25 protein-coding genes are annotated in these 23675 nt (G+C 63.8%); 13 read left to right on the forward strand and 12 right to left on the reverse strand.

Annotation, left to right across the window (positions count from 1 at the left end):
- Positions 1-57 precede the first annotated feature (57 nt).
- A complete protein-coding gene (locus FGK63_RS01955) occupies positions 58-537 on the forward strand; it encodes a hypothetical protein (RefSeq protein ID WP_138839917.1) in 480 nt (159 codons plus the stop codon).
- Between the two features lie 568 nt (positions 538-1105).
- On the opposite strand, the gene FGK63_RS01960 is transcribed toward FGK63_RS01955, so the two are convergent.
- Positions 1106-1354 carry an accessory factor UbiK family protein gene (locus tag FGK63_RS01960; protein WP_138839918.1) on the reverse strand — a complete coding sequence of 83 codons (249 nt, stop codon included), beginning with the start codon at positions 1352-1354 and terminating at the stop codon, positions 1106-1108.
- Between the two features lie 97 nt (positions 1355-1451).
- On the opposite strand from FGK63_RS01960, the gene lgt reads away from it, so the two are divergent.
- The 5 genes from lgt to FGK63_RS01980 all read left to right on the forward strand — a co-directional run bounded on the left by lgt (position 1452) and on the right by FGK63_RS01980 (position 5690).
- A complete protein-coding gene (gene lgt / locus FGK63_RS01965) occupies positions 1452-2339 on the forward strand; it encodes a prolipoprotein diacylglyceryl transferase (protein ID WP_138839919.1) in 888 nt (295 codons plus the stop codon).
- Positions 2336-3403 (forward strand): class I SAM-dependent methyltransferase, encoded by a 1068-nt coding sequence (locus tag FGK63_RS01970; protein WP_138839920.1) that lies wholly within the window; start codon positions 2336-2338, stop codon positions 3401-3403. Before lgt ends, FGK63_RS01970 begins: the two co-directional genes overlap by 4 nt.
- A complete protein-coding gene (pgeF, locus tag FGK63_RS01975) occupies positions 3400-4158 on the forward strand; it encodes a peptidoglycan editing factor PgeF (RefSeq protein WP_138839921.1) in 759 nt (252 codons plus the stop codon). Before FGK63_RS01970 ends, pgeF begins: the two co-directional genes overlap by 4 nt.
- 274 nt (positions 4159-4432) lie before the next feature.
- Positions 4433-4561, forward strand: coding sequence for a hypothetical protein (locus tag FGK63_RS21095; RefSeq protein WP_281282103.1), 129 nt, complete (start codon positions 4433-4435; stop codon positions 4559-4561).
- A 346-nt stretch (positions 4562-4907) separates the two neighbouring features.
- Positions 4908-5690 carry a Hint domain-containing protein gene (locus tag FGK63_RS01980; protein ID WP_138839922.1) on the forward strand — a complete coding sequence of 261 codons (783 nt, stop codon included), beginning with the start codon at positions 4908-4910 and terminating at the stop codon, positions 5688-5690.
- Positions 5691-5787: 97 nt separating this feature from the next.
- Here FGK63_RS01980 and FGK63_RS01985 read toward each other — a convergent pair whose 3' ends face one another.
- Positions 5788-6288, reverse strand: coding sequence for an Lrp/AsnC family transcriptional regulator (locus FGK63_RS01985; protein WP_138839923.1), 501 nt, complete (start codon positions 6286-6288; stop codon positions 5788-5790).
- A gap of 225 nt (positions 6289-6513) precedes the next feature.
- Between FGK63_RS01985 and trxB the strand changes: the two genes are divergently transcribed.
- The 4 genes from trxB (at position 6514) to FGK63_RS02005 (ending at position 12752) form a co-directional block, all read left to right on the forward strand.
- A complete protein-coding gene (trxB, locus tag FGK63_RS01990; RefSeq protein WP_138839924.1) occupies positions 6514-7458 on the forward strand; it encodes a thioredoxin-disulfide reductase in 945 nt (314 codons plus the stop codon).
- Between the two features lie 134 nt (positions 7459-7592).
- Positions 7593-9290, forward strand: coding sequence for an adenylate/guanylate cyclase domain-containing protein (locus FGK63_RS01995; protein ID WP_138839925.1), 1698 nt, complete (start codon positions 7593-7595; stop codon positions 9288-9290).
- Between the two features lie 193 nt (positions 9291-9483).
- Positions 9484-11202: a bifunctional sulfate adenylyltransferase/adenylylsulfate kinase gene (locus tag FGK63_RS02000; RefSeq protein ID WP_138839926.1), complete on the forward strand. Its 1719-nt coding sequence runs from the start codon at positions 9484-9486 to the stop codon at positions 11200-11202.
- A 248-nt stretch (positions 11203-11450) separates the two neighbouring features.
- Positions 11451-12752 carry a hypothetical protein gene (locus tag FGK63_RS02005; protein ID WP_138839927.1) on the forward strand — a complete coding sequence of 434 codons (1302 nt, stop codon included), beginning with the start codon at positions 11451-11453 and terminating at the stop codon, positions 12750-12752.
- Positions 12753-12779: 27 nt separating this feature from the next.
- Here FGK63_RS02005 and FGK63_RS02010 read toward each other — a convergent pair whose 3' ends face one another.
- From FGK63_RS02010 to FGK63_RS02030, 5 genes are all read right to left on the reverse strand, one after another.
- The gene (locus FGK63_RS02010) at positions 12780-13658 is read right to left on the reverse strand and encodes a glycosyltransferase family 10 domain-containing protein (protein WP_246043901.1); all 879 of its coding nucleotides are present in this window, start codon (positions 13656-13658) and stop codon (positions 12780-12782) included.
- Positions 13651-14745, reverse strand: coding sequence for a glycosyltransferase family 10 domain-containing protein (locus tag FGK63_RS02015; protein ID WP_218961090.1), 1095 nt, complete (start codon positions 14743-14745; stop codon positions 13651-13653). The genes FGK63_RS02010 and FGK63_RS02015 overlap by 8 nt, the downstream gene beginning before the upstream one ends.
- Before the next feature lie 10 nt (positions 14746-14755).
- Positions 14756-15646, reverse strand: coding sequence for a PhzF family phenazine biosynthesis protein (locus FGK63_RS02020; protein WP_138839929.1), 891 nt, complete (start codon positions 15644-15646; stop codon positions 14756-14758).
- Positions 15647-15748: 102 nt separating this feature from the next.
- Complete coding sequence (locus FGK63_RS02025) at positions 15749-15973, reverse strand: DUF1150 family protein (RefSeq protein ID WP_138839930.1); 225 nt, start codon at positions 15971-15973, stop codon at positions 15749-15751.
- A gap of 3 nt (positions 15974-15976) precedes the next feature.
- Positions 15977-16390, reverse strand: a complete 414-nt coding sequence (locus FGK63_RS02030) for an Hsp20 family protein (RefSeq protein WP_138839931.1) — start codon at positions 16388-16390, stop codon at positions 15977-15979.
- A gap of 165 nt (positions 16391-16555) precedes the next feature.
- Between FGK63_RS02030 and FGK63_RS02035 the strand changes: the two genes are divergently transcribed.
- From FGK63_RS02035 to FGK63_RS02045, 3 genes are all read left to right on the forward strand, one after another.
- Positions 16556-16780, forward strand: a complete 225-nt coding sequence (locus FGK63_RS02035; protein ID WP_138839932.1) for a YdcH family protein — start codon at positions 16556-16558, stop codon at positions 16778-16780.
- A 125-nt stretch (positions 16781-16905) separates the two neighbouring features.
- The gene (purE, locus tag FGK63_RS02040; RefSeq protein WP_138839933.1) at positions 16906-17394 is read left to right on the forward strand and encodes a 5-(carboxyamino)imidazole ribonucleotide mutase; all 489 of its coding nucleotides are present in this window, start codon (positions 16906-16908) and stop codon (positions 17392-17394) included.
- Positions 17387-18460: a 5-(carboxyamino)imidazole ribonucleotide synthase gene (locus FGK63_RS02045; RefSeq protein ID WP_138839934.1), complete on the forward strand. Its 1074-nt coding sequence runs from the start codon at positions 17387-17389 to the stop codon at positions 18458-18460. Before purE ends, FGK63_RS02045 begins: the two co-directional genes overlap by 8 nt.
- A gap of 64 nt (positions 18461-18524) precedes the next feature.
- On the opposite strand, the gene FGK63_RS02050 is transcribed toward FGK63_RS02045, so the two are convergent.
- The 5 genes from FGK63_RS02050 to FGK63_RS02070 form a co-directional block, all read right to left on the reverse strand.
- Positions 18525-19673, reverse strand: a complete 1149-nt coding sequence (locus FGK63_RS02050) for an alpha-D-ribose 1-methylphosphonate 5-triphosphate diphosphatase (protein ID WP_138839935.1) — start codon at positions 19671-19673, stop codon at positions 18525-18527.
- Complete coding sequence (locus FGK63_RS02055; protein WP_138839936.1) at positions 19670-20440, reverse strand: alpha/beta hydrolase; 771 nt, start codon at positions 20438-20440, stop codon at positions 19670-19672. The genes FGK63_RS02050 and FGK63_RS02055 overlap by 4 nt, the downstream gene beginning before the upstream one ends.
- Positions 20441-20478: 38 nt before the next feature.
- Positions 20479-21321, reverse strand: a complete 843-nt coding sequence (locus FGK63_RS02060; protein WP_138839937.1) for a DMT family transporter — start codon at positions 21319-21321, stop codon at positions 20479-20481.
- 149 nt (positions 21322-21470) lie between these two features.
- Positions 21471-23108 (reverse strand): chaperonin GroEL, encoded by a 1638-nt coding sequence (gene groL, locus FGK63_RS02065; protein WP_138839938.1) that lies wholly within the window; start codon positions 23106-23108, stop codon positions 21471-21473.
- Between the two features lie 54 nt (positions 23109-23162).
- Entirely contained in the window at positions 23163-23474 is a 312-nt protein-coding gene (locus FGK63_RS02070) for a co-chaperone GroES (protein ID WP_138839939.1), read from the reverse strand.
- Positions 23475-23675: the final 201 nt, after the last annotated feature.

Here is a 23675-nt window from a genome sequence, read left to right on the forward strand (position 1 = left end):
GCGGGCTCTGCGCTTTTTGCGTGACTCTCAAAAGAGAACTGGCACATAAATTCGGCAATGTTCGATTTGGCGTGGAGTGAAGTTGTGCCGAAATCTCGATATTTGGTTGTGATGTCCGTTTGTCTGCTCGGTGCTTGTCAGGATCCGCAACAGGTGGCCTCGTCCGCATTCGACAAGTCGTTCTTCGTCGGCGAAAGCTACCAGGCCGTTTATGCCAGGACGCTGCAGACAATGCGCCTCTGTTTGAAGCCAGGCACCACCTATCTCGCAGCGTCTGGAGCTGGGGTTACACTCGACGCCCAGCTATACCCAGATCTCGGCTACGCTGAAATCATCAACGGTCTCTCCGGTGTTAGTCCCGTCACCTTGGGGGTGACTCGCATCGAGAACAGCGATGGCAAAACCAAGGTTTCGATCAAAGCGCCTTACGGCATCCAAAGCGCACGTGACGGGTATCGATCATGGCTTGAGTATTGGAGTCGGGGCGGCACATCGTGCAAGTCCGCTGAATTCCAGGTGGCGCCAACGATCCAGTGAAAAACTGTCGCCGAAGGCGTGTTAGGAATGCAGGTTCCAGCCGTCGAAATCGTAGCTCTGCGAGGCCGACCGACCGCCTGATCTGATGAAATCGGGTGCATGTTCGAGATCTTGCAGGGCGAGGCCGCTAACACGGCAAGCCATTAAAAACACTTCTATTTTCGCTATCTCGCACCTGTTTTTGCGAACATGCACCTTTAGGTGCGAGTTCACGAGCCCTCGGCGACCTCGATTTACCCCTGAAGAGCCGTCTGCAAGCCTCGTTTTAACCAGTGTTCAATGGGGTTTGGGCTGTTGCCGGCTGCACCGGCTGTCAAAACGCCTGGGCAACCCTGCAAAGCGCGTTTTCGGCCTTTTTTGGCCTTTTGTGCGTGACAACTCGTCCGCCTGACAAATGGGCGTCAGCGCCTCGTTACGAGCCTTGTTTTATTGGCCCGTCCGCAATCTTCCGGCCACTTCGACCCTCTTCCGGCATCTCTGCAGATATCGGTGTCAACTTACAGCGCAACCCGGTCAGGATTGCACGGTGAGGTGTCTTTTGCCCAAAATTTGAATGGCGGTTACTGGGTCAGTCGCCCAGCTTGGCCTCAAGCGCCGCGATGCGCGCCTCGAGCGCGGCGTTTTCCTCGCGCGCCTTCTGCGCCATGGCGCGCACGGCGTCGAATTCCTCGCGGGTGACGAAGTCGCGGTCGGCGAGCCAGCGGTCGATCATCGACTTCATCGCGGTCTCGGCCTCTTCCCGCGCGCCCTGCGCCACGCCCATGGCATTGGTCATCAGCTGGGAAATGTCGTCCAGGATCTTGTTGCGGGTCTGCATGTCTTTACTCCGGTGTCGCGGTTGCACTCTATATGGGCAAGGAAACGCCCGGGCTCAAGGTTGACTTGCCCGGCAAACCCCGGGCAATGAGACGCACATGCAGGCAGTTCTGAATTTTCCCGACGTTTCGCCCGAACTTTTCTCGATCTCGCTGTTCGGGATGGAGTTCGCGCTGCGCTGGTACGCGCTGGCTTATATCGTCGGCATCCTCATCGCGTGGCGCATGGCGCTTGCCGCCCTGCGCCGCACCGCTTTATGGCCGGGCGATGCGTCCCCGATGACGGCGCAGCAGCTCGAAGACCTGGTGACCTGGATCATTGTCGGCGTCATCGTCGGCGGGCGGCTTGGCTTTGTCCTGTTCTACCAGCCGGCCTATTACCTTCAGAACCCGGTCGAGATCGTGAAGGTCTGGCAGGGCGGCATGGCCTTTCACGGCGGGCTGCTCGGGGTGGTGACGGCCACACTGCTTTACGCGCGGCGCCACGGCATTCCCGGCCTGGCGATCTCGGACCTGGTGGCGCACACGGTCCCGCCCGGGTTGTTCCTTGGCCGCCTGGCCAATTTCATCAACGCCGAACTGTGGGGCAGGCCCAGCGAGTTGCCCTGGGCGGTGATCTTTCCGGGTGCCGCGGCGCAGGATTGCCCCGATGTAACCGGCCTTTGCGCGCGCCACCCTTCACAATTGTACGAAGCCGCACTCGAGGGGTTGTTGCTGGGCGCTCTGCTGCTTTGGCTGGTCTACCGCCGCGGCGCGTTCCGAAAGCCGGGGCTGATTCTCGGCACGTTCCTCGCGGGCTACGGCGCCTCGCGCTTTGTCGTCGAATTCTTCCGGCAGCCGGATGCGCAATTCGTCGCGCCCGGCAATCCGCTCGGGCTGGCCTGGCAGGTCGGCGGCTACGGCCTGACCATGGGGCAGCTTCTGTCCCTGCCGATGATCGCGCTGGGGCTGTGGTTCCTGCTGCGCGCAAGACGAGCGCCGGTATGAGCCTCAAGGACCTGCTCATCGAGCGAATCCGGCAGGACGGCCCCCTGACCGTCGCGGACTACATGGCCGAATGCCTGCTGCACCCGGTCCACGGCTACTACACAACCCGCGATCCCTTGGGCGCGCAGGGCGATTTCACCACCGCGCCCGAGATCAGCCAGATGTTCGGCGAACTGGTCGGCCTTGCGCTGGCGCAAAGCTGGCTGGATCAGGGCCGCCCCGATCCGTTCACGCTGGCCGAACTGGGGCCGGGACGCGGCACGCTGATGGCGGACATCCTTCGGGCGACACGGAACGTGCCCGGATTTCACGACGCGGCGCGGATCGCGCTGGTCGAAGCCTCGCCCACGCTGCGCAAGCTGCAGGCCGATACTCTGTCTGGATACGCGCCGGAATGGCTGGGCGAGGTCGGGGACCTGCCGCGCCGGCCGCTGTACCTTGTCGCCAACGAATTCTTCGACGCCCTGCCCATCCGCCAGTTCGTCCGCGACGGCGAAGGCTGGCGCGAGCGTGTGGTCGGTTTGAAGGACGGCGAACTGACCTTCGGCCTGGGTGCCGCCGCGCCGCAGGCCGCGCTGAAGGATAGGCTCCCGGATACGCGCGACGGCGACATCGTCGAAACCTGCCCTGCGGCGGCCCCGATTCTCGGGCAAGTGGCCGGGACGATATCGTCGCTGGGCGGCGCAGCCCTGATCATTGACTATGGCGACTGGCGCTCGCTGGGCGATACGTTCCAGGCAGTGCGCCGGCACGACAAGGTGGGCCTGTTGGACGCACCGGGCGAGGCGGATCTGACCGCCCATGTGGATTTCGAGTCGCTTGCGATCGCGGCCAGATCCCAAGGGTGCGCCCACACCCGCCTGACGCCGCAGGGTGTGTTCCTGGAACGCCTCGGCATCACCGCGCGCGCGCAGGTTCTGGCCCGCTCCGGCGAAGAAAAGAACGCCGAAGCGGTGGTCCGTGCACATCGCCGGTTGACGCATCCCGAGGAAATGGGAAATTTGTTCAAGGTGCTGGGCCTCTACCCGGCACAAGCCGCACCGCCACCCGGACTGGAGCCATGACCCTCGAAATCCTCACCTCGGATACGCTGTCTCCCTTCCAGCACGGTTTCTTCACCCGCCGGGGCGGCGCATCTTCGGGGATTTTTTCCGGGCTGAACTGCGGCATGGGTTCGTCCGACCAGAGCGAGGCGGTCGCCCTCAACCGCTGCCGGGTCGCGGCGGCGATGGAGGTGGCGCCCGACAACCTGATCGGCGTGCACCAGGTTCATTCGGCGGATGTCCATGTGGTGACCGGCCCGCCATCGGAAACCCGGCCCAAGGCCGACGCGATGGTGACCAACCTGCCGGGCGTCGCCCTGACGATCCTGACGGCCGACTGCCAGCCGGTCCTCTTCGCCGACCGCGACGCGCAGGTCGTCGGGGCCGCACATGCGGGATGGCGCGGCGCGCTGGACGGCATTCTCGAGGCGACGCTCGAGGCGATGGAGCAACTGGGCGCGCATCGCGAGAACACGGTCGCCGTGATCGGCCCGACGATCTCGCAACGCGCCTACGAGGTCGGGCCGGAATTCCTGGACGATTTCATGGCCGACAGCCCGGACAACGCCCGCTTTTTCAGCAATGGCAACGGCGACAGGCTGCTGTTCGACCTGCCCGGATTCGGGCTTGACCGGCTGCGCCGCGCGGGCATCGGCCAAGCCGAATGGACGCGGCACTGCACCTATTCCGATGCCGTCAGGTTCTACTCGTACCGCCGCTCGACGCATGCGGGCGAAGCCGACTATGGCCGGCTGATCTCGGCGATCCGGCTTTGAGAATGTGGCGCGACTAAGGCGCCGCCGCCACGTTTTGGCCGTAATCATCCTGAATATTTTCCAGTGAGTCGGGTGAAAAATCCCGCCTGAACTCAGTTGCTTAGTTGGTCAATTTGGGCCGTTTGAAATTGGTGCGAGTGTAAAGGGAGTTCGAACAGCACGAAGTTTTGTCCTCATTTTTTCCCGGATCAGCCCTATCTGCGCCGCAAAACGGTTTCACAGTCGAAAGCTGAGCAGGAAAGGCTGAACAGCCGCATCGAGGCAGGAGAAAATGATGAAACCCAAATCGCGCTTTATCAGGTCCGTGATCGCTGCCGCCAAGGAACACGATCTGGACATGCCCTGGAAACGCGGGGTGGGCAATTCCATCAAAAGCGTTCGCCGTACCGGCGAAACAGCTTGATCGCAAGAATGCTCCAGGAGGCCAAGCTGCTAGGCCTTTTGGACAAGGCCGCACCGGTTACCGGCCTCGGACCGGCGCGGATACTGACCGCTGCCCGGTTTGCTCGGCGGCATCACGAGGTCGAGGGGTGCGCAGGCAATTTTCGCCTGTGTTTAACGAGTTCTGACTGGGGGGTCATTGGTATGGCCGAAAACGCGCGAATTGAACGTCGCAGGTTTGGCAAACGACGCGGGATCCTGTTCCTGGATGCTCCATCCATTTCAGAATGCAAAGGAAAGAAAGCCAATCCAAGGCCGTCTGAGGGGGCTGCCCGGCAATGGCAGGAATTGAAAGGGACGGAATACAGATGCCAATTCCACATTCACTGACGCGGGCGGCGCGCAACGCCGTCGGCACATCGGCGCTGCTGCGCGACGTCGGCACTCAGCGCGGGGTCCGGCGGCCCAAGCTTCGACGCTACGAGGTCAGCTGCCTGTCGCCCGAGGGCGAAATCGTGCAGGCGCGCCACATCGCACCTGCCCTGCCCATTTTCGAGGACGCGTTTTGCGCCTTCACCCGCGGCTCGCTTGTGGAAACCGACCAGGGGCCGATGGCGATCGAGGATCTGCTGCCCGGCGACATGGTCGTGACCCAGGACGGTTCGGCCCAGAAGGTGCTGTGGAAGGGCTCGCTGACACTGGTGCCGGGACAGCCGGATTCGCGCGGGCGGACCCATCCGCTGACGCGGATCATGGCCGACACGTTCGGCATGCAGAAACCCTTGTCCGGCGTGATCGCCGGCCCATCCGCGCGGTTGCTGGCGACGCCCGGGCATCTGCGGCATCTGGCCGACGGCGGACAGCTGCTGGCCCCGGTGCAGGAGTTTCTGGACGGGTTGAGCGTGATCGAGACCATGCCTCCGACGCCGGTGGAGCTGTTCCACATCTGCTTGCGCCGCCACTCGGTCATCCGCGTGGACGGCCTGCAGTTCGAAACCTACCATCCGGGCATCAACGCGATCCGGATGCTGGGCCAGTCGCTGCGGTCGCTTTACCTGGGCCTGTTCGCGCATGTCGATTCTATGGGCGATTTCGGCCCCCTGCTGCTGCCGCGCGCCGGCGACGGCGAAATCGACGCGATCACGGCCTGAAAGGGGGGAACCATGCAGATCATTCTCAGCTGGCTGATCTCCCTGACGATCGCCGCCTTCCTGCCGCCCAGCAACGCGCACCCGAAGGGCGCGTCCGCTACGCCGACCGGTTCAACCGTGCTTCCAGCACGTCGAACGGCACGCCCGGCTCGTCTTTGGCCCCGCGAATGACGAGCGAGGTCTTGACGCTGGCCACGTTCGGCGTGGTCAGCAACTCGCCGGTCAGGAACTGCTGAAAACTGCTCAGATCGGGGGCGACGCATTTCAGGATGAAATCCACTTCGCCGTTCAGCATGTGGCATTCGCGGACCAGCGGCCAGTTGCGGCACCGCTCCTCGAAGGCGCGCAGTTCGACCTCGGCCTGGCTGTCCAGCCCGACCATCGCGAAGACCTGAACCTCGAACCCCAGCTCGCGCGCGTTGACGTCTGCGTGATAGCCTCGGATGAGCCCCGCCTCCTCCAGCGTACGCACGCGCCGCAGGCAGGGCGGCGCCGAGATTCCCACGCGTTTCGCCAGTTCGACATTGGTCATGCGACCATCCGCCTGCAATTCTGCCAGTATCTTGCGGTCAATCTCGTCCAGTCGTGTTCCGACCATGAAATGCTCCTGATGTTTGCGGTTCTTATAGCAGCACCCCGGCGATGCGCAATAATATTTCACGCCCGAGCAATATTGTTCATTTGCAATGCTCTTTTTCCGCGCATTGGCCAAGCCCTTCAGTCGTGAGCACACGCGACGTAGGGGGTTTAAGCCCGCGTCGGCGGTCGCTATATCCAAGCCCCGAGGACAGCAAGATCGCTGCGGCAGTTTTTTGGGGGTATCATGGCCGAAACACGTCACACCAGGGTTCTGATCATCGGGTCGGGACCCGCAGGCTATTCCGCGGGCGTCTATGCCAGCCGCGCCATGCTGAATCCGATTCTGGTGCAGGGGATCGAACCGGGCGGCCAGCTGACCACGACCACCGATGTCGAGAACTATCCCGGCTTCACCGAGGTTCAGGGCCCGGACCTGATGATCAAGATGCAGGAGCACGCCGCCGCAATGGGTTGCGAGGTCATCGGCGACATCATCACCGATCTGGACCTGAGCAAACGCCCCTTCAACGCCAGGGGCGACAACGGAACGACCTATACCGCGGATGCCGTGATCCTCGCCACCGGTGCCCGCGCCAAGTGGCTGGGCCTGCCGTCCGAGGACAAGTTCAAGGGGTTCGGCGTGTCGGCCTGCGCCACCTGTGACGGATTCTTCTACCGCGGTCAGGAAATCGTGGTGGTCGGCGGCGGCAACACGGCCGTCGAAGAGGCGCTGTTCCTGACCAATTTCGCCAGCAAGGTGACGCTGGTCCACCGCCGCGACGAGCTGCGCGCGGAAAAGATCCTGCAGGACCGCCTGTTCAAGCACGAAAAGATCGAAACGCTGTGGTTCAACGTGCTTGAAGAAGTGATCGGCACCGAAGACCCGCTGGGCGTCGAAGGCGTCAAGGTCAGGAACGTCAAGACCGGCGAGATCACCGAAATCCCATGCAAGGGCGTGTTCATCGCCATCGGCCACGCGCCGGCGAACGAACTGGTCAAGGACGTGCTGGAAACCCACATGGGCGGTTACGTCGTGGTCAAGCCGGGCTCGACCGAAACCTCGGTTCCGGGCGTCTTTGCCGCCGGCGACCTTACCGATCACAAGTACCGCCAGGCCGTAACATCGGCCGGCATGGGCTGCATGGCCGCGCTGGACGCCGAGCGGTTCCTGGCGGAACAGGACGGCTGACATCATCGCATGACAGGGGCCGGCCCCGGGCAAGGGGCTGGCCCGATTGCGTTTTGGCCCGCACGGAGCTGTGTCTTGACCCTCCGTGACCCGCGTCGCAAAGTCGTCTCGACGGACAACACCCGGAGATGTCGTTGGCGAGGGCAATCTGGCGCGGAAGCTGGACCACACGACTCAGGCTCGCAACCGGTCTGATCCTTTTCACCTACGCGTTCTTCCATTTCATCAACATCGGTCTGGGCCTGCTGGACCCGGTGTGGATGAACGACTTTCAGGACGCGAGGCAGGTGATCTCTCGCAGCCTCGCGGGAACGATCATCCTTTATGGGGCGCTGCTGATCCATGTCGGCCTGGCCCTGCTCTCTCTGGCGCAGAGGCGCACCTTGCGGATGCCCTTCAGCATGGGCCTGCAGGTGGCCTTGGGCCTGCTGATCCCGCTGCAACTGCTGCCGCATCTCGTCCACACCCGGTTTGCGCATGAGGTGTTCGGCGTCAATGACGAGATGAGCTATCTCATCATCCTGATGTGGCCCAACGAATCCGTGTGGTTCCAGAGCCTTTTGCTGCTGCTGGTCTGGATCCACGGCTGCATCGGTCTGCACCTGTGGCTGCGGCTCACGCGCTGGTGGCGCAGCGTCGCGCCCTATCTGATCGGCGCGGCGGTGCTGGTCCCCGCCTTCGCCTTTGCCGGGTTGATCACCGAAGGGCGGCGGATGATGTCGGACTTTGGCGACGAGCAACTTCGCGCGGCCTATGTCGACCATTTCAACTGGCCCGGCGAGCAGGAATTCCAGACGCTTTTTTCGGTCAAGGATTGGGCCCACGCGGTGTTCTGGGCGTTGCTGGCTCTGACGGCGGCTGTCTACCTGGGGCGCAAGATCTGGCGCCGGCGTCACACGGTGCGCATCCGCTACGTGGACGGTCCCGAAATCCGCTCGGAACTGGGCATGACGCTGCTCGAGATGTCTCGGGCCAACCGCATCCCCCATACCGCGCTCTGCGGCGGCAAGGGGCGCTGCACGACCTGCCGGGTCATCGTCGAGGAAGGCGCCGATCTGCTGCACCCCCCGGGAGAGATCGAGGCGCGCAGCTTGGCCGCCGTCGGGGCGGAGCCCGGAACGCGGCTGGCCTGCCAGATCCGGCCCGCGCATCCTTCAACCGTCCTGCGGGTCTTCCGCCCCGACGGCCGCAAGAGCCGCGCCCACGCCAGCCAGGGGCAGGAACGTCAGCTTGCCATCCTGTTTCTGGACATGCGCGGCTTCACGGCGCGCACCACGGGTCAGCTGCCCTATGACGTGGTGTTCCTGCTGAACCGCTTTTTCGACGCCATCGTTCCCGCGATCACCGGCGCTGGCGGCGTTGTCGACAAGTATCTGGGCGACGGTCTGCTGGCCGTGTTCGAAACCCGCGATGCGGCCAGTTCCGCCCGCGCGGGACTGAAGGCCGCCGTCGAGGTCGGCCGCGCGCTGGAGCGTTTCAACCGCCGGCTCACCGACGAGAACGCCTCGGCGATCCGGATCGGCATGGGCCTGCATTTGGGCAACCTCGTGCTGGGCGAGATCGGCGCCGCCGGACATGCAACCCGCACCATCATCGGCGACACCGTCAACGTCGCCAGCCGCCTGGAGGCGGAAACCAAGGCGCAGAAGGTGGAACTTCTGGTGTCAGCCGCCATTCTGCAGGCCGCCGGCATCGAAACCGGGGAGCTGGATCTGCAGGAATTCACCCTGCGCGGCGTTTCGGTGCCCATTGCCGCATTGCCCGTTGCCTGCGCCTCGGAACTGGATTCGATTCTCGGAATCAAGGAACGCCAGTCCCGCAACTCGGCCTGAGATGGGCATTTCACGGATTGCCGTCCAATTCGGCGCCGCGAACCGGGATTTTCTTCCGATCTGCGCAAAAACGGCACAAAACGTCCTTACTTGCTGCACCCCGTCTGGACATCGGCCGGACGACGCGTCAAATGCCCCGCAAGACGACCCCGGAAGCACCGGAAATCACAACCGAACCGACAAGAGAATTCAAATGACGATGTTGAGCAATCTGGCCCCGATTCCCGAACTGTACGTTTCCTACGACTCGGCGCAGAAACTGAAGGTCGAAGCGGCGGATCTGACCAGCTGGGATCTGACCCCGCGCCAGATCTGCGACTTGGAACTGCTGATGAACGGCGGGTTCAACCCGCTCAAGGGGTTCCTCAGCGAAGCCGACTACAACGGCGTGGTCGAGGACATGCGGCTGGCCGACGGCACCCTCTGGCCGATGCCGATCACGCTGGACGTGAACGAGGCCTTCGCCGAAAAGATCGAACTGGGCCAGGACATCGCGCTGCGCGACCAGGAAGGCGTGATTCTCGCCACCATGACCGTCACCGACCGCTGGACCCCGGACAAGTCGAACGAGGCCGCCAAGGTGTTCGGCGCCGATGACATCGCGCATCCGGCGGTGAACTACCTGCACAACGCGGCCGGCAAGGTCTATCTGGGCGGCCCGGTCGTCGGCATCCAGCCGCCGATCCACTATGACTTCAAGGCCCGCCGCGACACGCCGAACGAACTGCGCGCCTATTTCCGCAAGCTGGGCTGGCGCCGCATCGTCGCCTTCCAGACCCGCAACCCCTTGCACCGCGCGCACCAGGAACTGACCTTCCGCGCCGCCAAGGAGGCGCAGGCCAACCTGCTGATCCACCCGGTCGTCGGCATGACCAAGCCGGGCGATGTCGATCACTTCACCCGCGTGCGCTGCTACGAGGCGGTGCTGGACAAGTACCCGGCCGCAACCACCTCGATGTCGCTCTTGAACCTCGCCATGCGCATGGCCGGCCCGCGCGAGGCGGTCTGGCACGGGCTGATCCGCAAGAACCACGGCTGCACCCATTTCATCGTCGGCCGCGACCATGCCGGCCCGGGCAAGAACTCGGCTGGCGAGGATTTCTACGGGCCCTACGACGCGCAGGATCTGTTCCGTCACTACCAGGACGAGATCGGCATAGAGATGGTCGATTTCAAACAGATGGTCTACGTGCAGGAGCGCGCCCAGTACGAGCCCAGCGACGAGATCGAGGACAAGGACAACGTCACCATCCTGAACATCTCGGGCACCGAGCTGCGCCGCCGTCTGCGCGAGGGGCTGGAGATCCCGGAATGGTTCTCGTTCCCCGAAGTGGTGCAGGAGTTGCGCAACCGCTTCCCGCCGCGTTCGCAGCAGGGCTTTACCGTGTTCTTCACCGGCTTCTCGGGTTCCGGCAAGTCGACCATCGCCAACGCTCTGATGGTCAAGCTGATGGAGATGGGCGACCGCCCGGTGACGCTGCTCGACGGCGACATCGTGCGCAAGAACCTCAGTTCGGAACTGGGCTTCTCGAAAGAGCACCGCGACCTCAACATCCGCCGTATCGGCTATGTGGCGAGCGAGATCACCAAGAATGGCGGCATCGCCATCTGCGCGCCCATCGCGCCCTATGCCACCACCCGCCGCGCGGTGCGCGAAGAGATCGAAGCCTTCGGCGCCTTCTGCGAGGTACATGTGGCGACCTCGATCGAGGAATGCGAACGCCGCGACCGCAAGGGCCTCTACAAGCTGGCGCGCGAGGGCAAGATCAAGGAGTTCACCGGCATCTCCGACCCCTATGACGTGCCCGAAAACCCGGAACTGCGCGTCGAGACCGAGAACGTCGATGTCGACAACTGCGCCCACCAGGTCATCCTCAAGCTGGAACAGATGGGCCTGATCGCCGCCAGCTGACAGGCGACGGATTTGCTTTGCTTCAACGGCCTCCGGTTTCCGGGGGCCGTTTTTCGTCTGGCAAGCGGCACCCGGCCGTTGCGACAGAAACCTTGCTATCCGGTTTCATCACTTGCAACATCCGAACACCAAGGGCTGCGTAACCGTCCATTACAAAGAAACGCCGCATTGAAACGGGTTAGCCGCAGACCGCATCGACCGAAAACCGGGCTTGGCCCATTGACCGGGAATACGCGCCGAGAAGAAACATGGACCGAACGCTATCGAAGAAGGCCCTTGTCAGGATTGCCGAGGCGATACGGAAAGGCGACAGGCTGGACGTCACCGACGTGGAGCCGTTTCTGAACCACGAGTTTCCGGAAACCTCGTCCTTCGGTCGGTTCATGCTGAAGGTGGCCGCGGGGATCTCGCTGTTCTTCGCCTCGGTTCTGGTCATCTTTCCGGAGGTCGGCGAAAAACTCATAGAAATCCTGCCCGGTTTCTTCCTATTGCCCGAACGCTTGGCCAAGGCGCTGGACTATGTCTGGAGCCTGGTCGGAAAACCGGTCGGCAAGCAGCACCTGATGTATCACCTGCCGAACATCATCATCTACGCATTCGGCGTAGCCGGAATCCGGCAGTTGTGGCGACGGATCAACAAGAACAACTGGAAGGATCTGGTCGGGGCGGCGCAGGACAAGCTGGAGAAAGCCATATCGGAAGGCACCGCGCGCTTTACCTTTGCACCTGGCTTTTCGCTGCTGTTTGTCGGCGAAGGAGACCAGATCGCCAAGAGCCTTGTTGCCGACGACCCCACCCTGGGCCCGACCATAGCCTCGCGCAAGCCGCCTTACACGAACCTGTGGGGAAGGTTCAAAGCATCGGACGGGGATGAAGGGTTCGAGCGGGTTCTCGATCAGTTCAATTCGGAAGACGCGGGCGAGTACGTGCTTTTCCCGGTCGTTGACGAGCATCTGTTTCTGCCCGGAATGCACGAATACGACCTGCCGCCCCACCGCGTCGAAATCGCCGTGCGCCGAATCCGCGAATACGAAAAGGAAAGAGGCTGGGACAAGAAACAGATCCTGATCGTCGGCGACAAGGAGCAGAAAAGCAGGTTCGTCACCGCCTCGGACGGCGGCAGGGTCGACACGCCGAACGACGAAGTCAGTCTGCGCACCATCGCCGCCGACTATGAAAAGGTCACGATCGCGGATCCGACCGACATCACTCTCAGAAAGATCATCGACATCGCGGACGGGCGTAAGATCCTGTTCCGGGCTTCGGATCAAGGCGCCGACAAGTATGGCGCCGAGTTCTATCACCGGCTGTCCCTGCTGGGATACGCACCTTCGAAAGACAATAGCCTGACGGTCGGCTACGACATTTCGGACCTGGAAACCGAGCATCAGGTCGTATCGCAGAAACACACGGAATACCTGCCCGTCATCATTTCGCGGGACATTTTCGATTTGCTTTCCAAGAGTTATCTCCGCGACGGCACGTATATTTTCGTACCCCGCCTGGTGAAGCGCGAGTTGCAGCGCCTCGTTGCCCAGGACGAAGGCTGAGCGCGGCAGCGCCCCGGCGCAAGCCGTTCAGAGCTGATCCCGCAGCGCCTTGACCGCCCGTCTATCATAGTCGGCGAACTCCGCCGCGGCCGGCTTCAGGCCCCGGACAAGCGGCAGACGTTTCGCGAAATCCTCGACCGATGCGGCTTCGACCGCCCGTCGTATGTCGGCCTCGCTGTTGCAAAGGATCATGCCCGACGGGTCCATGAACCGTTCGATGTTGGGGCAACCCCAGTAGATCGGCACGGTGTCGCACAGGATGGCGTCGATCAGTTTTTCGGTGAAATAATTCGGTTCCCGCGTATTCTCGATCACGACAGAATAGCGGTAGGGCGCAAGCCCGTCGGCCTTGTCCTCGAACGGAGCGTAGCCGCGGCCCATAACCTCTACGTTCTGCCCTGTCCGCTGCACCCAGTCCACGATGGAATGGCGCAACCGGTGCCCCTCGGTGTCGCGTTTGCTGGACGCGATCAACGAGGCCATTTCCTTCTTTTCCGGCTTCAACTCGCGCCATTCCGGCACGTAAGTCAGCCCGAACGGCAGGAAGACTCCGTTTGGAATCCGGCCAAGCAGATCCTCGTTGAACGAAAAGACGCGAAAGAAGCGGCGATGAAAAACCTGCATCAAGAGCAGATGCTTGCGGTGGATCGTCGACGGTTCGACGATCACCACTGAAACCCTGGCCGCTGTTCCGAAATCCCGGCGGAAGTAGAGGCTGGTCTTGGGTGTGACGATCAGATGATCGTCCGGCGACATCTCTCCGACTGTGCGGCCTTGCAGTCGGTCGGGCATGCCCAATGGCCAAGTCAGTTCGGATACCGGTTTGGACCTGAGATCGGGGCCAGCGGTCTGCCCATAGGGCAGAAAGGCGATTGCCGGGTCTTGCCGTTTCGTCGCGTTACGCACGTTTTGCCCTCTTCCTCGCCTTGCGAGCCAGCAGGGCGTGCTTGATCCGCTCTTCGGCCTGCTTGTCCAGCATCAACAGCGCGTTCCGGGCCATCCAGTCGGCAATGTTGCCGCGGGTTCCCTTTTCGGGCAGGAAGGTACGCTCGGACCAGATGTGGCGCGGCTTGTCCGCGCCCTCGCCGACCGGTCGCTCAAGCATCGCGGTCGCGAGGCGGTCGAACAGGAATGCGATGTTGTAGCGCCGCAGAATGGCATCGCGGGCCCGTTCGATTTCCTTTTGCGCCTTTTCCCAACGGCCGCTGTTCACGCTTTCGACCATTAGATCCGCCGCGCCCTCGGGATCGTCCAGATCGATCGGGGCGAAACTGCCTTCGGGCACGTAATCCGCAAGGTTGTCGCAGCCGGCGTAAAACGGAAAGGTCCAGCACAGCACCGGATCGGCGAATTTCTCGGTCCAGGTGTCCGGGCCGCCGCAGTTTTCCAGCGCGACGTGATACTTGTATGGCAGCAGCGCGTCCGCCTTGTCGGCGACCTGCCGCGTGCCGCGACCGAAGATTTCAAGGTGATCCGGAATCCTGCGGGCGATCTGCTCGACGAAGCGGATGCGCCGACGCTGAAACTCCGTGAGGGTCTTGTTCGAGGTGACGATGGAAATCTTGTCCGTCTTGGCGGGCGGCTCAAGCGACGCAAAATAGTCGAAGCCCCGGATCAGGCCCACGTCGGTCGGATGTTCGAAATTGATGCCCGCATACCAGAACCAGCAGGTCGCGGTGCGCCAGGCGTCGGTGTCCAACGGCTTGGGGCTGGTCGTGACGGCGATGCCGAATTGCTCGAGGTATTTCTTCTTGTAGCCGTAGATCACCTCGGGCTCGGCCGCAACGATCGCCGTGCGCTCCCTGGGCAGCGACGTCCGCATCGTGTAATGCGTTCGGTTGAACACGATCAGGGCATCCGCCGATGCGGGGATATCGGGGCCGAACGTGTAGGTGCGCCCGTTGAGGCTGGCGACGCCCCCCGGAAACTGCTTTTCGAAGTGCTCGGCGGGTTCGACGGAGTAGACGTGAACGCTGACGGGATCCTGTTTCATCTGCGGCAGTTCAATGAGCGGCTGCACTGGAAAGATCGACCTGACCGCGCATCAGAACGAACCCCTGGCCTGCAACCTTGATCCCGGTCATCGCCTCAGCCGGTCCTACGCGGGTCACGGTGGCGCGTCCCGGGCGGCCCATGTCGTGGCCCTGCTCGGCAACGAAGCTGTCCTTGTCCATCAGCCCGTGTTTCCAGAGATAGGCCGCCATCGCGCCGGTGGCCGAGCCGGTGAACGGGTCCTCGGGCGGGCTGGGCGGCGCCAGAAGCAGACGCGAAAAGGTGTCGCCCCGGTCGGTGGCCCCCTGCAACGTCACCAGGAAAGGCTCCATCATGTCGGTGTCGGGGTAGCCCTGGCTTTCCGTCAGCTGGCGCAAGGCGGCCACGTTCAGCCGCGCCGCCCGCAGCGCATCGTGGTCGCGCAGAACCGTGATGCAAAACGGCAGGCCGGTGGACACCATCTGCGGCGGCGAGACGATCGCGGAAGGGTCAAGGCCGATAGTTGCGGCCACCAGCTCGGCGGGGATCATCGCGCCGAAGCGCGGCGCTACCTGCGTCATCTCGATCGCGTCGCCGCCCAGCCGGATCGGCACGATGCCAGCGCCCGTCTCGAGCGTCAGCCGGTCGCCCGCAACCAGTCCGCGACTGCGCATGGCGGCGACGGTGGCGATGGTCGGGTGCCCGGCAAAGGGAATCTCGCGGCTGGCCAGGAAATAGCGCACACGGATGTCGGCAATCTCGGAAGGTCCGGTGAAGGTGCATTCGACCAGCGAGGTTTCACGCACGAAAGCGGTACAGATGTCTGTCGGCAAGGCTGCGCCACCATGCACCACCGCGCAGCCGTTGCCGCCGAAGGCGCGGTCGCTGAACGCGTCCACCCAATCGAAATCGAACCAACTCATCCGCCCTCTCCCGCATTGGTCAAGCCGGCGCGCAATGGACTGACCCTGCCGACCGGGCTGCTTGTTTCGCCCAACCGGCGGCAATTGTCACGTCAAATCCGGTCAGTGGACGGCGACGGGCGACAGGTCGTTCTGGCGGGCCAGCACGAAGGCCAGCTTGCGGTCGGCCACAAGCGCCAGCTGGTGGCCCTGGGCGTCGTGAACCGCGTAGAGATGCTCGCGGTCTCCGGCCTGGAGCCGCACCTCTTCCGGCAGGTCGGCGACGTCGACGGCCTTCACGTAAACGATCCGGCTGCCTTCGTCCTTGAAGTCATATGGTGTGTGCATCGCTTACCCCTTCCTTATGTTGATGGTCTGCACCACGGTTTCGGGAACCGAACGGCTTAGGTCGATATGCAGCAGACCGTTCTCCATCACGGCTTCTCCCACCTCGACACCGTCGGCCAGCACGAACATGCGCTGGAACTGGCGCGCGGCGATCCCGCGATGCAGGAACACGCGCCCCTCGCTGTCGTCGCGTTGACGGCCGCGGATCACAAGCTGGCGATCCTCGATGGTGATCGACAGATCCTCTTCGGCGAACCCGGCCACGGCCAGCGTGATCCGGTACGAATGATCCGAAGTCTGTTCGATGTTGTAAGGCGGGTAGCCTTCGTTTCCGGCCTTGGCCGAACGTTCCAGAAGGCGTTCCAACTGCTCGAACCCCAACAGATGCGGATAGGAGCCAAGAGTAAGTTTCGACACGTTTTCCTCGTCCTTTTTTGTCAAAGCGACGTATGGCCCGGCCCCGTAGCGGCAACCGTGCTACGTAGAACATGGGGAGAAACCGCAATGACCACAAGGTCTAGGCGGATTCAATCCGACGCACTATTCTGTGTGCCAAGCAGTAACAGAAACACCGAGTCGCCCATGAACGCGCCCACCGATCTGTCGATGAAATCCGATGAAGTTCTCCGGGTCGAACTGGAAGTGTTCCGCCGCCAGCACCGTGACCTCGACGAGGCGATCGTGGCGCTGGAGGAAAAGGGAACGGCGGACCAGCTGACGATCCGGCGCCTGAAGAAGCAGAAACTGCGCCTGAAGGACATCATCGCGCTGATCGAAGACCGCCTGACCCCCGACATCATCGCCTGAGACCGTCCGGCCTCGCACTGCTTGCGCCGCGTGCCGAAAGCCTTGTTTTTGCCTACCGTACCGCATTGCCACAACAGCCGATTTGGCTATAGTGCGCGCTCTTTCCAAAGCCGGGGAACGAGCGGATGGGCGACACCAAAGTTGGGATCATCATGGGCAGCCAGTCGGACTGGCCGACCATGAAGGAAGCGGCCGATATTCTTGACGAACTGGGCGTGGCCTACGAGGCCCGCATCGTCTCGGCGCACCGGACGCCCGACCGGCTGTGGGACTACGGCAAGACCGCGGTGGACCGTGGGCTGCAGGTGATCATCGCGGGCGCGGGCGGCGCGGCCCATCTGCCCGGCATGATGGCATCGAAGACGCGGGTTCCGGTGATCGGCGTTCCCGTCCAGACCCGGGCGCTGTCCGGCGTCGACTCGCTTTATTCCATCGTGCAGATGCCCAAGGGCTTCCCGGTCGCGACCATGGCCATCGGGTCCGCCGGCGGGGCCAATGCCGGTCTGATGGCGGCGGGCATCCTGGCCCTGCAGGATCCAGCGCTGGCCAAGCGGCTGGATGACTGGCGCGCGGCGCTTTCCGCCTCGATTCCGGAGGTACCCAACGATGAGTGATGCGCTTGCGCCCGGCGCGGTGATCGGCATTCTCGGCGGCGGCCAGCTGGGCCGGATGCTGTCTGTGGCGGCGGCCCGGCTGGGCTTTGTCACCCATATCTACGAGCCCGGCGCCAATCCCCCCGCCGGGCAGGTGGCCGACCGCGTCACCACCGCAGCCTACGAGGATGCGGCCGCGCTTGAGGCCTTCGCCGCCTCGGTCGACGTGGTCACCTACGAATTCGAGAACATCCCGACCGAGGCGCTGGATCTGCTCGAGGCGCACCGCCCGATCCGTCCGGGGCGCGAGGCGCTGCGGGTCAGCCAGGACAGGTTGACCGAAAAGACGTTTCTGCAGGGGCTTGGCCTGAACACCGCCCCCTTCGCCGACATAACCGATCTGGACAGTCTGCGCGCCGCGATCGGGACGATCGGCACGCCCGCGATCCTGAAGACGCGCCGGTTCGGCTATGACGGCAAGGGCCAGGCGCGGTTGCGCAGCCCCGAAGATGCCGAGGCCGCCTTCGCGGACATGGCGGGCGCTCCGGCGATCCTGGAAAGCTTCGTGGAGTTCACTCACGAGGTTTCGATCATCGCCGCGCGGGGGCTGGACGGCCAGGTCGCCTGCTTCGATCCCGGCGAGAACGTGCATCGCGAGGGCATCCTGCATACCACCACCGTCCCCGCCCGGCTGTCTCCGTCTCAGCGTACCGATGCGGTGCTGCTGGCGGCCAACATCCTGAACGCCTTGGACTATGTGGGCGTCATGGGGGTCGAACTGTTCGTGACGCCGCAGGGGCTGATCGTGAACGAAATCGCGCCGCGCGTGCACAATTCCGGCCACTGGACCCAGAACGGCTGCGCCGTGGACCAGTTCGAACAGCATGTCCGCGCGGTCGCGGGCTGGCCGCTGGGCGACGGGCGCCGTCACGCGGATGTGGTGATGGAGAACCTCATCGGGTCCGACATGGAGCGTGTGCCGGACCTGTCGCGCGAAAGCGATGTCGCCATCCACCTTTACGGCAAGGCCGAGGTCAAACCGGGCCGCAAGATGGGCCATTTCAACCGGATCATCCGCACGCGGTGAGGGATATCGCGCCTGCGGCGCGATGCGCTCCGCGCGGGAGTATTTGGGAAAAGATGAAGCGGGGTCAGCCGAGGAAGCGGCCAGCGATCTCACCGGCCATGTGGCTGACGCGGCCGCCCGACAGCGTGGCGGCGACGCGGCGGGTGTTCGCGTCCAGGATCACCAGATCGGCGCGCCTGCCCGCTTCCAGCCTTCCGCGATCTTCGAGGCCCAGCACCCGCGCCGGGCCCTCCGAGATCAGCGCCCAGGCCGAGGCCAGGTCCAGCACCCCCGCGTCGGCCAGCATCAGCGCCGCGCGGCGCGGGCTGGGATAGTGGTAGTCGGACGCCAGGGCATCGCAATACCCCATCGCGATCAGATCGACGGCGCTGGCATTGCCCTTGTGCGAGCCGCCGCGGACGACATTGGGCGAACCAAGGATCACGCTGTCGCCGGCCGCCTTTGCGGCCTCGGCCGCTTCCAAGGTCTCGGGGAACTCGGCGATATGCACGCCGCGCGCCCGCCAGATCTGCCGCGTTCCGGCCAGCGCGTCGTCGTGGCTGCCCATGCGGACGCCCAACCCCGCCAACCTGTCGCATAGCGCGTCCAGCGCGGCCGGCACCTCGGAAGTGCGGGCATGCAGGGTTTGCAGGAGTTCGAAATGCGCCTCGGGGCTGCGCCCGGCCTTGAGCGCCTGCCCGGTCAGGCGCGGCGGTTTGCGCCCCTCGGCCAGGCGGTCATGCGGCAGATGGTCGTTGAAGACCACGTAAGGCACACCCCATTCGGCCACACGCGCGGGCAGTGCCGCATAGTCATCCAGAAGGTGCGTTTCAAACCGCAACTGAGGGATCAGATCGGTCACGACCTGCTCGCGAACCGCCGCGATGGCGCGAAAGACCTGCGCCGCGAAGTCCGGGCCCCGCAATCCGCCTTCCCAACTGTAGAACTGCGCCAGAACCGCGGTGGTGATGCCGTTGGCGGCCAGTTCCGCCTCGGCCGACAGAACGCCTTCGTCCATCTGCTTCATCGCCCCGCGCCGCGGGGCCAGGTGCCGTTCGAACCCGTCGCCGTGCAGATCGACGATGCCGGGCAGCACCACGTAGCCGGTCAGGTCCACCCGCCGCCCGACGGGTCCATCCGCGACCACGCCATTCGAAATGGCCAGGTCGGCACGGACGATCCCCGCATCCGGCACAAGCACATCGGCGCCGCAGAAGGTCAGGTTCAGTGTCATTGCGTGGCTTCCGATTCGGGTTCCGAGCAATCCCGTCCTATGCAGATCTCGTCGATTGCCGCCATCACCGCGTCCAGCCAGGAAATCTCGGGGTCGAAATGGCCGAATTCGATGAAATGCACCGTCTGCGCGATCACGCGCGGGTTGTTCATCATGAAGGTGTGGGTCACGGGCAGCACGATGTGATCCTTCATTCCCACAACCCGCGTCGAGGCGACCGAAACCTTGCCGTCGTCCGGCCCGTCGATCATCGACGAAAACACGGGGTTGAGCGAGTTCTGCCCGGCGATCACGCCCAGGTCGAAATCCACCGGCGGCAGGCTGCGTGGCACGCTGTCCGGCCCGGTTCCCAGGGACAGGCCGGCAGGCCCGTGCAGCAGCCCGAACACCTCCCAGTCGCCCAGTTCGTCGACCAGTTCGCTGCCCTGGTTCGGCGGTCCCAGCATGACCACGCGCCCGAGGTTTTCGGGCTTGCCGTCCCGCAGCCAGTCGCGGAGCAGGATCCCTCCCATCGAATGCGCCACGAAATGGGTGGGTTGATCGCCGCATTTCGCCAGCGCCGCGGGCAGCGTCTGGTCGACCAGTTCCGGGATCGGCAGGTCGGTCGAAGGATATCCTGGCCGGACGACGTCGTAGCCACGGGCCAACAGAAGCTGCTCCATGACGGCAAAGGACGCCTCGGTCCGCGCCAGCCCGTGCAACAGCACCACGCAATCCGCCCGCGATGCCGCGGGCCAGAAGAGAAGAAGGAAGAACATCAACCGCATGTCAGCCAGATATGCTCAATTGACCGCCGGGAAAAGCCTCAGTTCGCGCGGCGCCGGACAACCGCCAGCGCGATCCCGCCCAGAACCAGCGCCGTGCCGGACACAAGGCGCCAACTTGCCGCCTCGGCCAGAAACAGGATGCCGCCGAGGATGGCGATGACGGGCACGCTCAGCTGCACCGTGGCGGCGATCGACGGCGCCAAATGCGGCAGGACCCGGTACCATAGCGCATAGCCTAGGCCCGAGGTCACCGCCCCCGACAGGATCGCGAGCCCGTAGCCAACGGGGGTCATGCCCCAGCCGCCGCCGAGCAGCAGGATGGCCCCGGCCGTCACCGGCAGAGCGGCCACGAAATTCGCCCCGGTCCCGGCCAGGGCGTCGGGCTCGGTGCGCCCGGCAAGCGTGTAGACAGCCCAGCCGATCCCGGCCAACACCATCAGGACCGCGCCGGCCGGATCGGCCCGCACCTCGCCCGCGGGCCAGAGGATGTAGGCCAGCCCCCCGAAGGCGATGACGGCCCCGGCCATTTGACGCGGCATCGGCGGCATGCCGGTCGCCGAGGTCACTCCGAACATGGTGATCTGCACAACGCCGAACAGGATCAGCGCGCCAAGCCCCGCATCCAGCGTCAGATAGGCGGTCGAAAAGCCGATCATGTAAAGCGACAGCGCCCCCGCCCCGGCGATCCGCCGCACCGAAAGCAAGGGCAGGCGACCGCCGCGCAGATGCACCAGCACCGCCAGCGTCACTGCACCCGCCAGAACCCGCACGACCGCGAAGCCGCCGGGTTCGCTGGCGCCGCTCTCGACGGCCAGGCGATTGAGGATCGAATTGGCCGCAAAGGCGACCATCGTCAGCGCGGTCAGCAGGAACAGTCTCATCCGTTCCGCATAGCGCCTCGGCCGCGTCCCGAACACCCGCTTTCGCATCCGGCCGGGTTTTCGCGGCCTTCCCCGGACATCGGGAAATCGAAACGAAACGGGGCCGCCCGAAGGCGACCCCGATCCGTTAGCGCGAAGGCTGGGCCGGATTACATCATGCCGCCCATGCCGCCCATGTCGGGCATACCGCCTGCCGGCGCGTCTTTCTGCGGCTTGTCGGCCACCATCGCTTCGGTGGTGATCAGCAGGCCGGCAACCGACGATGCGTCTTCCAGAGCGGTACGGACGACCTTGGCCGGATCGATCACGCCGAAGGCGAACATGTCGCCATACTCTTCGGTCTGAGCGTTGAAGCCGAAGGCTGCGTCGCTCGACTCGCGGACCTTGCCTGCCACGACAGCGCCGTCGACACCGGCGTTCTCGGCGATCTGGCGCAGCGGAGCTTCGATGGCCTTACGCACGATGGCGATACCGGCGTTCTGGTCGGCGTTCGCGCCTTCCAGACCTTCCAGCGCCTTGCCGGCCTGAACCAGAGCGACACCGCCGCCCACGACAACGCCTTCCTGCACGGCGGCGCGGGTCGCGTTCAGAGCGTCGTCCACGCGGTCCTTGCGCTCTTTCACTTCCACTTCGGTCATGCCGCCGACGCGGATCACGGCAACACCGCCTGCCAGCTTGGCAACGCGCTCCTGCAGCTTCTCACGGTCGTAGTCGCTGGAGGTTTCCTCGATCTGGGTGCGGATCTGGGAAACGCGCGCCTCGATCTCGGCCTTTTCGCCAGCGCCGTCGACGATGGTGGTCTCGTCCTTCGAAATGGTGATCTTCTTGGCGGTGCCCAGCATGTCCATGGTGACATTCTCGAGCTTCATGCCCAGATCTTCCGAGATCACCTGGCCGCCGGTCAGGATCGCAATGTCCTGCAGCATGGCCTTGCGGCGATCGCCGAAGCCCGGCGCCTTGACGGCCGCGATCTTCAGACCGCCGCGCAGCTTGTTGACCACCAGGGTTGCCAGGGCTTCGCCCTCGACGTCCTCGGCGATGATCAGCAGCGGCTTCTGCGACTGGATCACCTGCTCGAGCAGCGGAACCATCGGCTGCAGCGACGAGAGTTTCTTCTCGTGCAGCAGGATCATGGCGTCTTCCAACTCGGCGACCATCTTGTCGGCGTTGGTCACGAAGTAGGGCGACAGGTAGCCGCGGTCGAACTGCATGCCTTCGACGACATCGGTCTCGGTTTCCAGACCCTTGTTCTCTTCGACGGTGATGACGCCTTCGTTGCCGACTTTCTGCATCGCTTCGGCGATCTGGCGGCCGATTTCGGCTTCGCCGTTGGCCGAGATGGTGCCGACCTGTGCGACTTCAGCCGAGTCCTTCACTTCGCGGGCGGCGGCCTTGATGCCTTCGACGACCTTGGCGGTCGCCAGGTCGATACCACGCTTGAGGTCCATCGGGTTCAGACCGGCGGCAACCTGCTTGAGGCCTTCCTTGACGATGGCCTGGGCCAGAACGGTGGCGGTGGTGGTGCCGTCACCGGCTTCGTCGTTGGTGCGCTGGGCGACTTCTTTCACCATCTGCGCGCCCATGTTCTCGAACTTGTCTTCCAGTTCGATTTCCTTGGCGACGGACACGCCGTCCTTGGTGATGCGCGGCGCGCCGAATGATTTATCCAGCACCACGTTGCGGCCCTTGGGGCCCAGGGTCACTTTCACGGCGTCGGCCAAAACGTTGACGCCTTTCAGCATCTTGGTGCGGGCATCCGTAGTAAACTTGACGTCCTTAGCAGCCATTTGACTTGCTCCTTGGAATAACTTTTTGCGTTGAGGTCAGACGATCCGGGCGCTTCAGGCGGCTTTGGCCGCGGCCGAAGCCTCGATGATGCCCAGGATGTCGCTCTCTTTCATGATCAGCAGCTCTTGACCGTCGATGGTCACTTCGGTGCCCGACCATTTGCCGAACAGGATCTTGTCACCTTCGGAAACGGACATCGGGATCAGCTCGCCGCTGTCTTTGCGGGCGCCTTCGCCACAGGCGACGACGATTCCTTCGGCGGGTTTTTCTTTGGCGCTGTCGGGAATGATCAGGCCGCCCTTGGTTTTCTCGTCGCTTTCGACGCGGCGCACCAGCACCCGGTCATGAAGAGGTTTGAATGCCATCTTTGCAGCTCCTTGGCTCAAAGGTTGTTTTTCCTCCCCCCGCGCTCTGGCGGGAGTATTAGCACTCACATCAGTAGAGTGCTAACGCAGGCATAGCTAGGTGGGAAAAATCGGTGAGTCAACAATCCGGATCGAATTTTTTTCGTCGGCCCGCGCCAAACCGTTGCAGCGGCGGGATTTACATGCACCGCTCCGCAGATA

Source organism: Ruegeria sediminis, from assembly GCF_005938215.1.
Lineage (GTDB): Bacteria > Pseudomonadota > Alphaproteobacteria > Rhodobacterales > Rhodobacteraceae > Ruegeria > Ruegeria sediminis.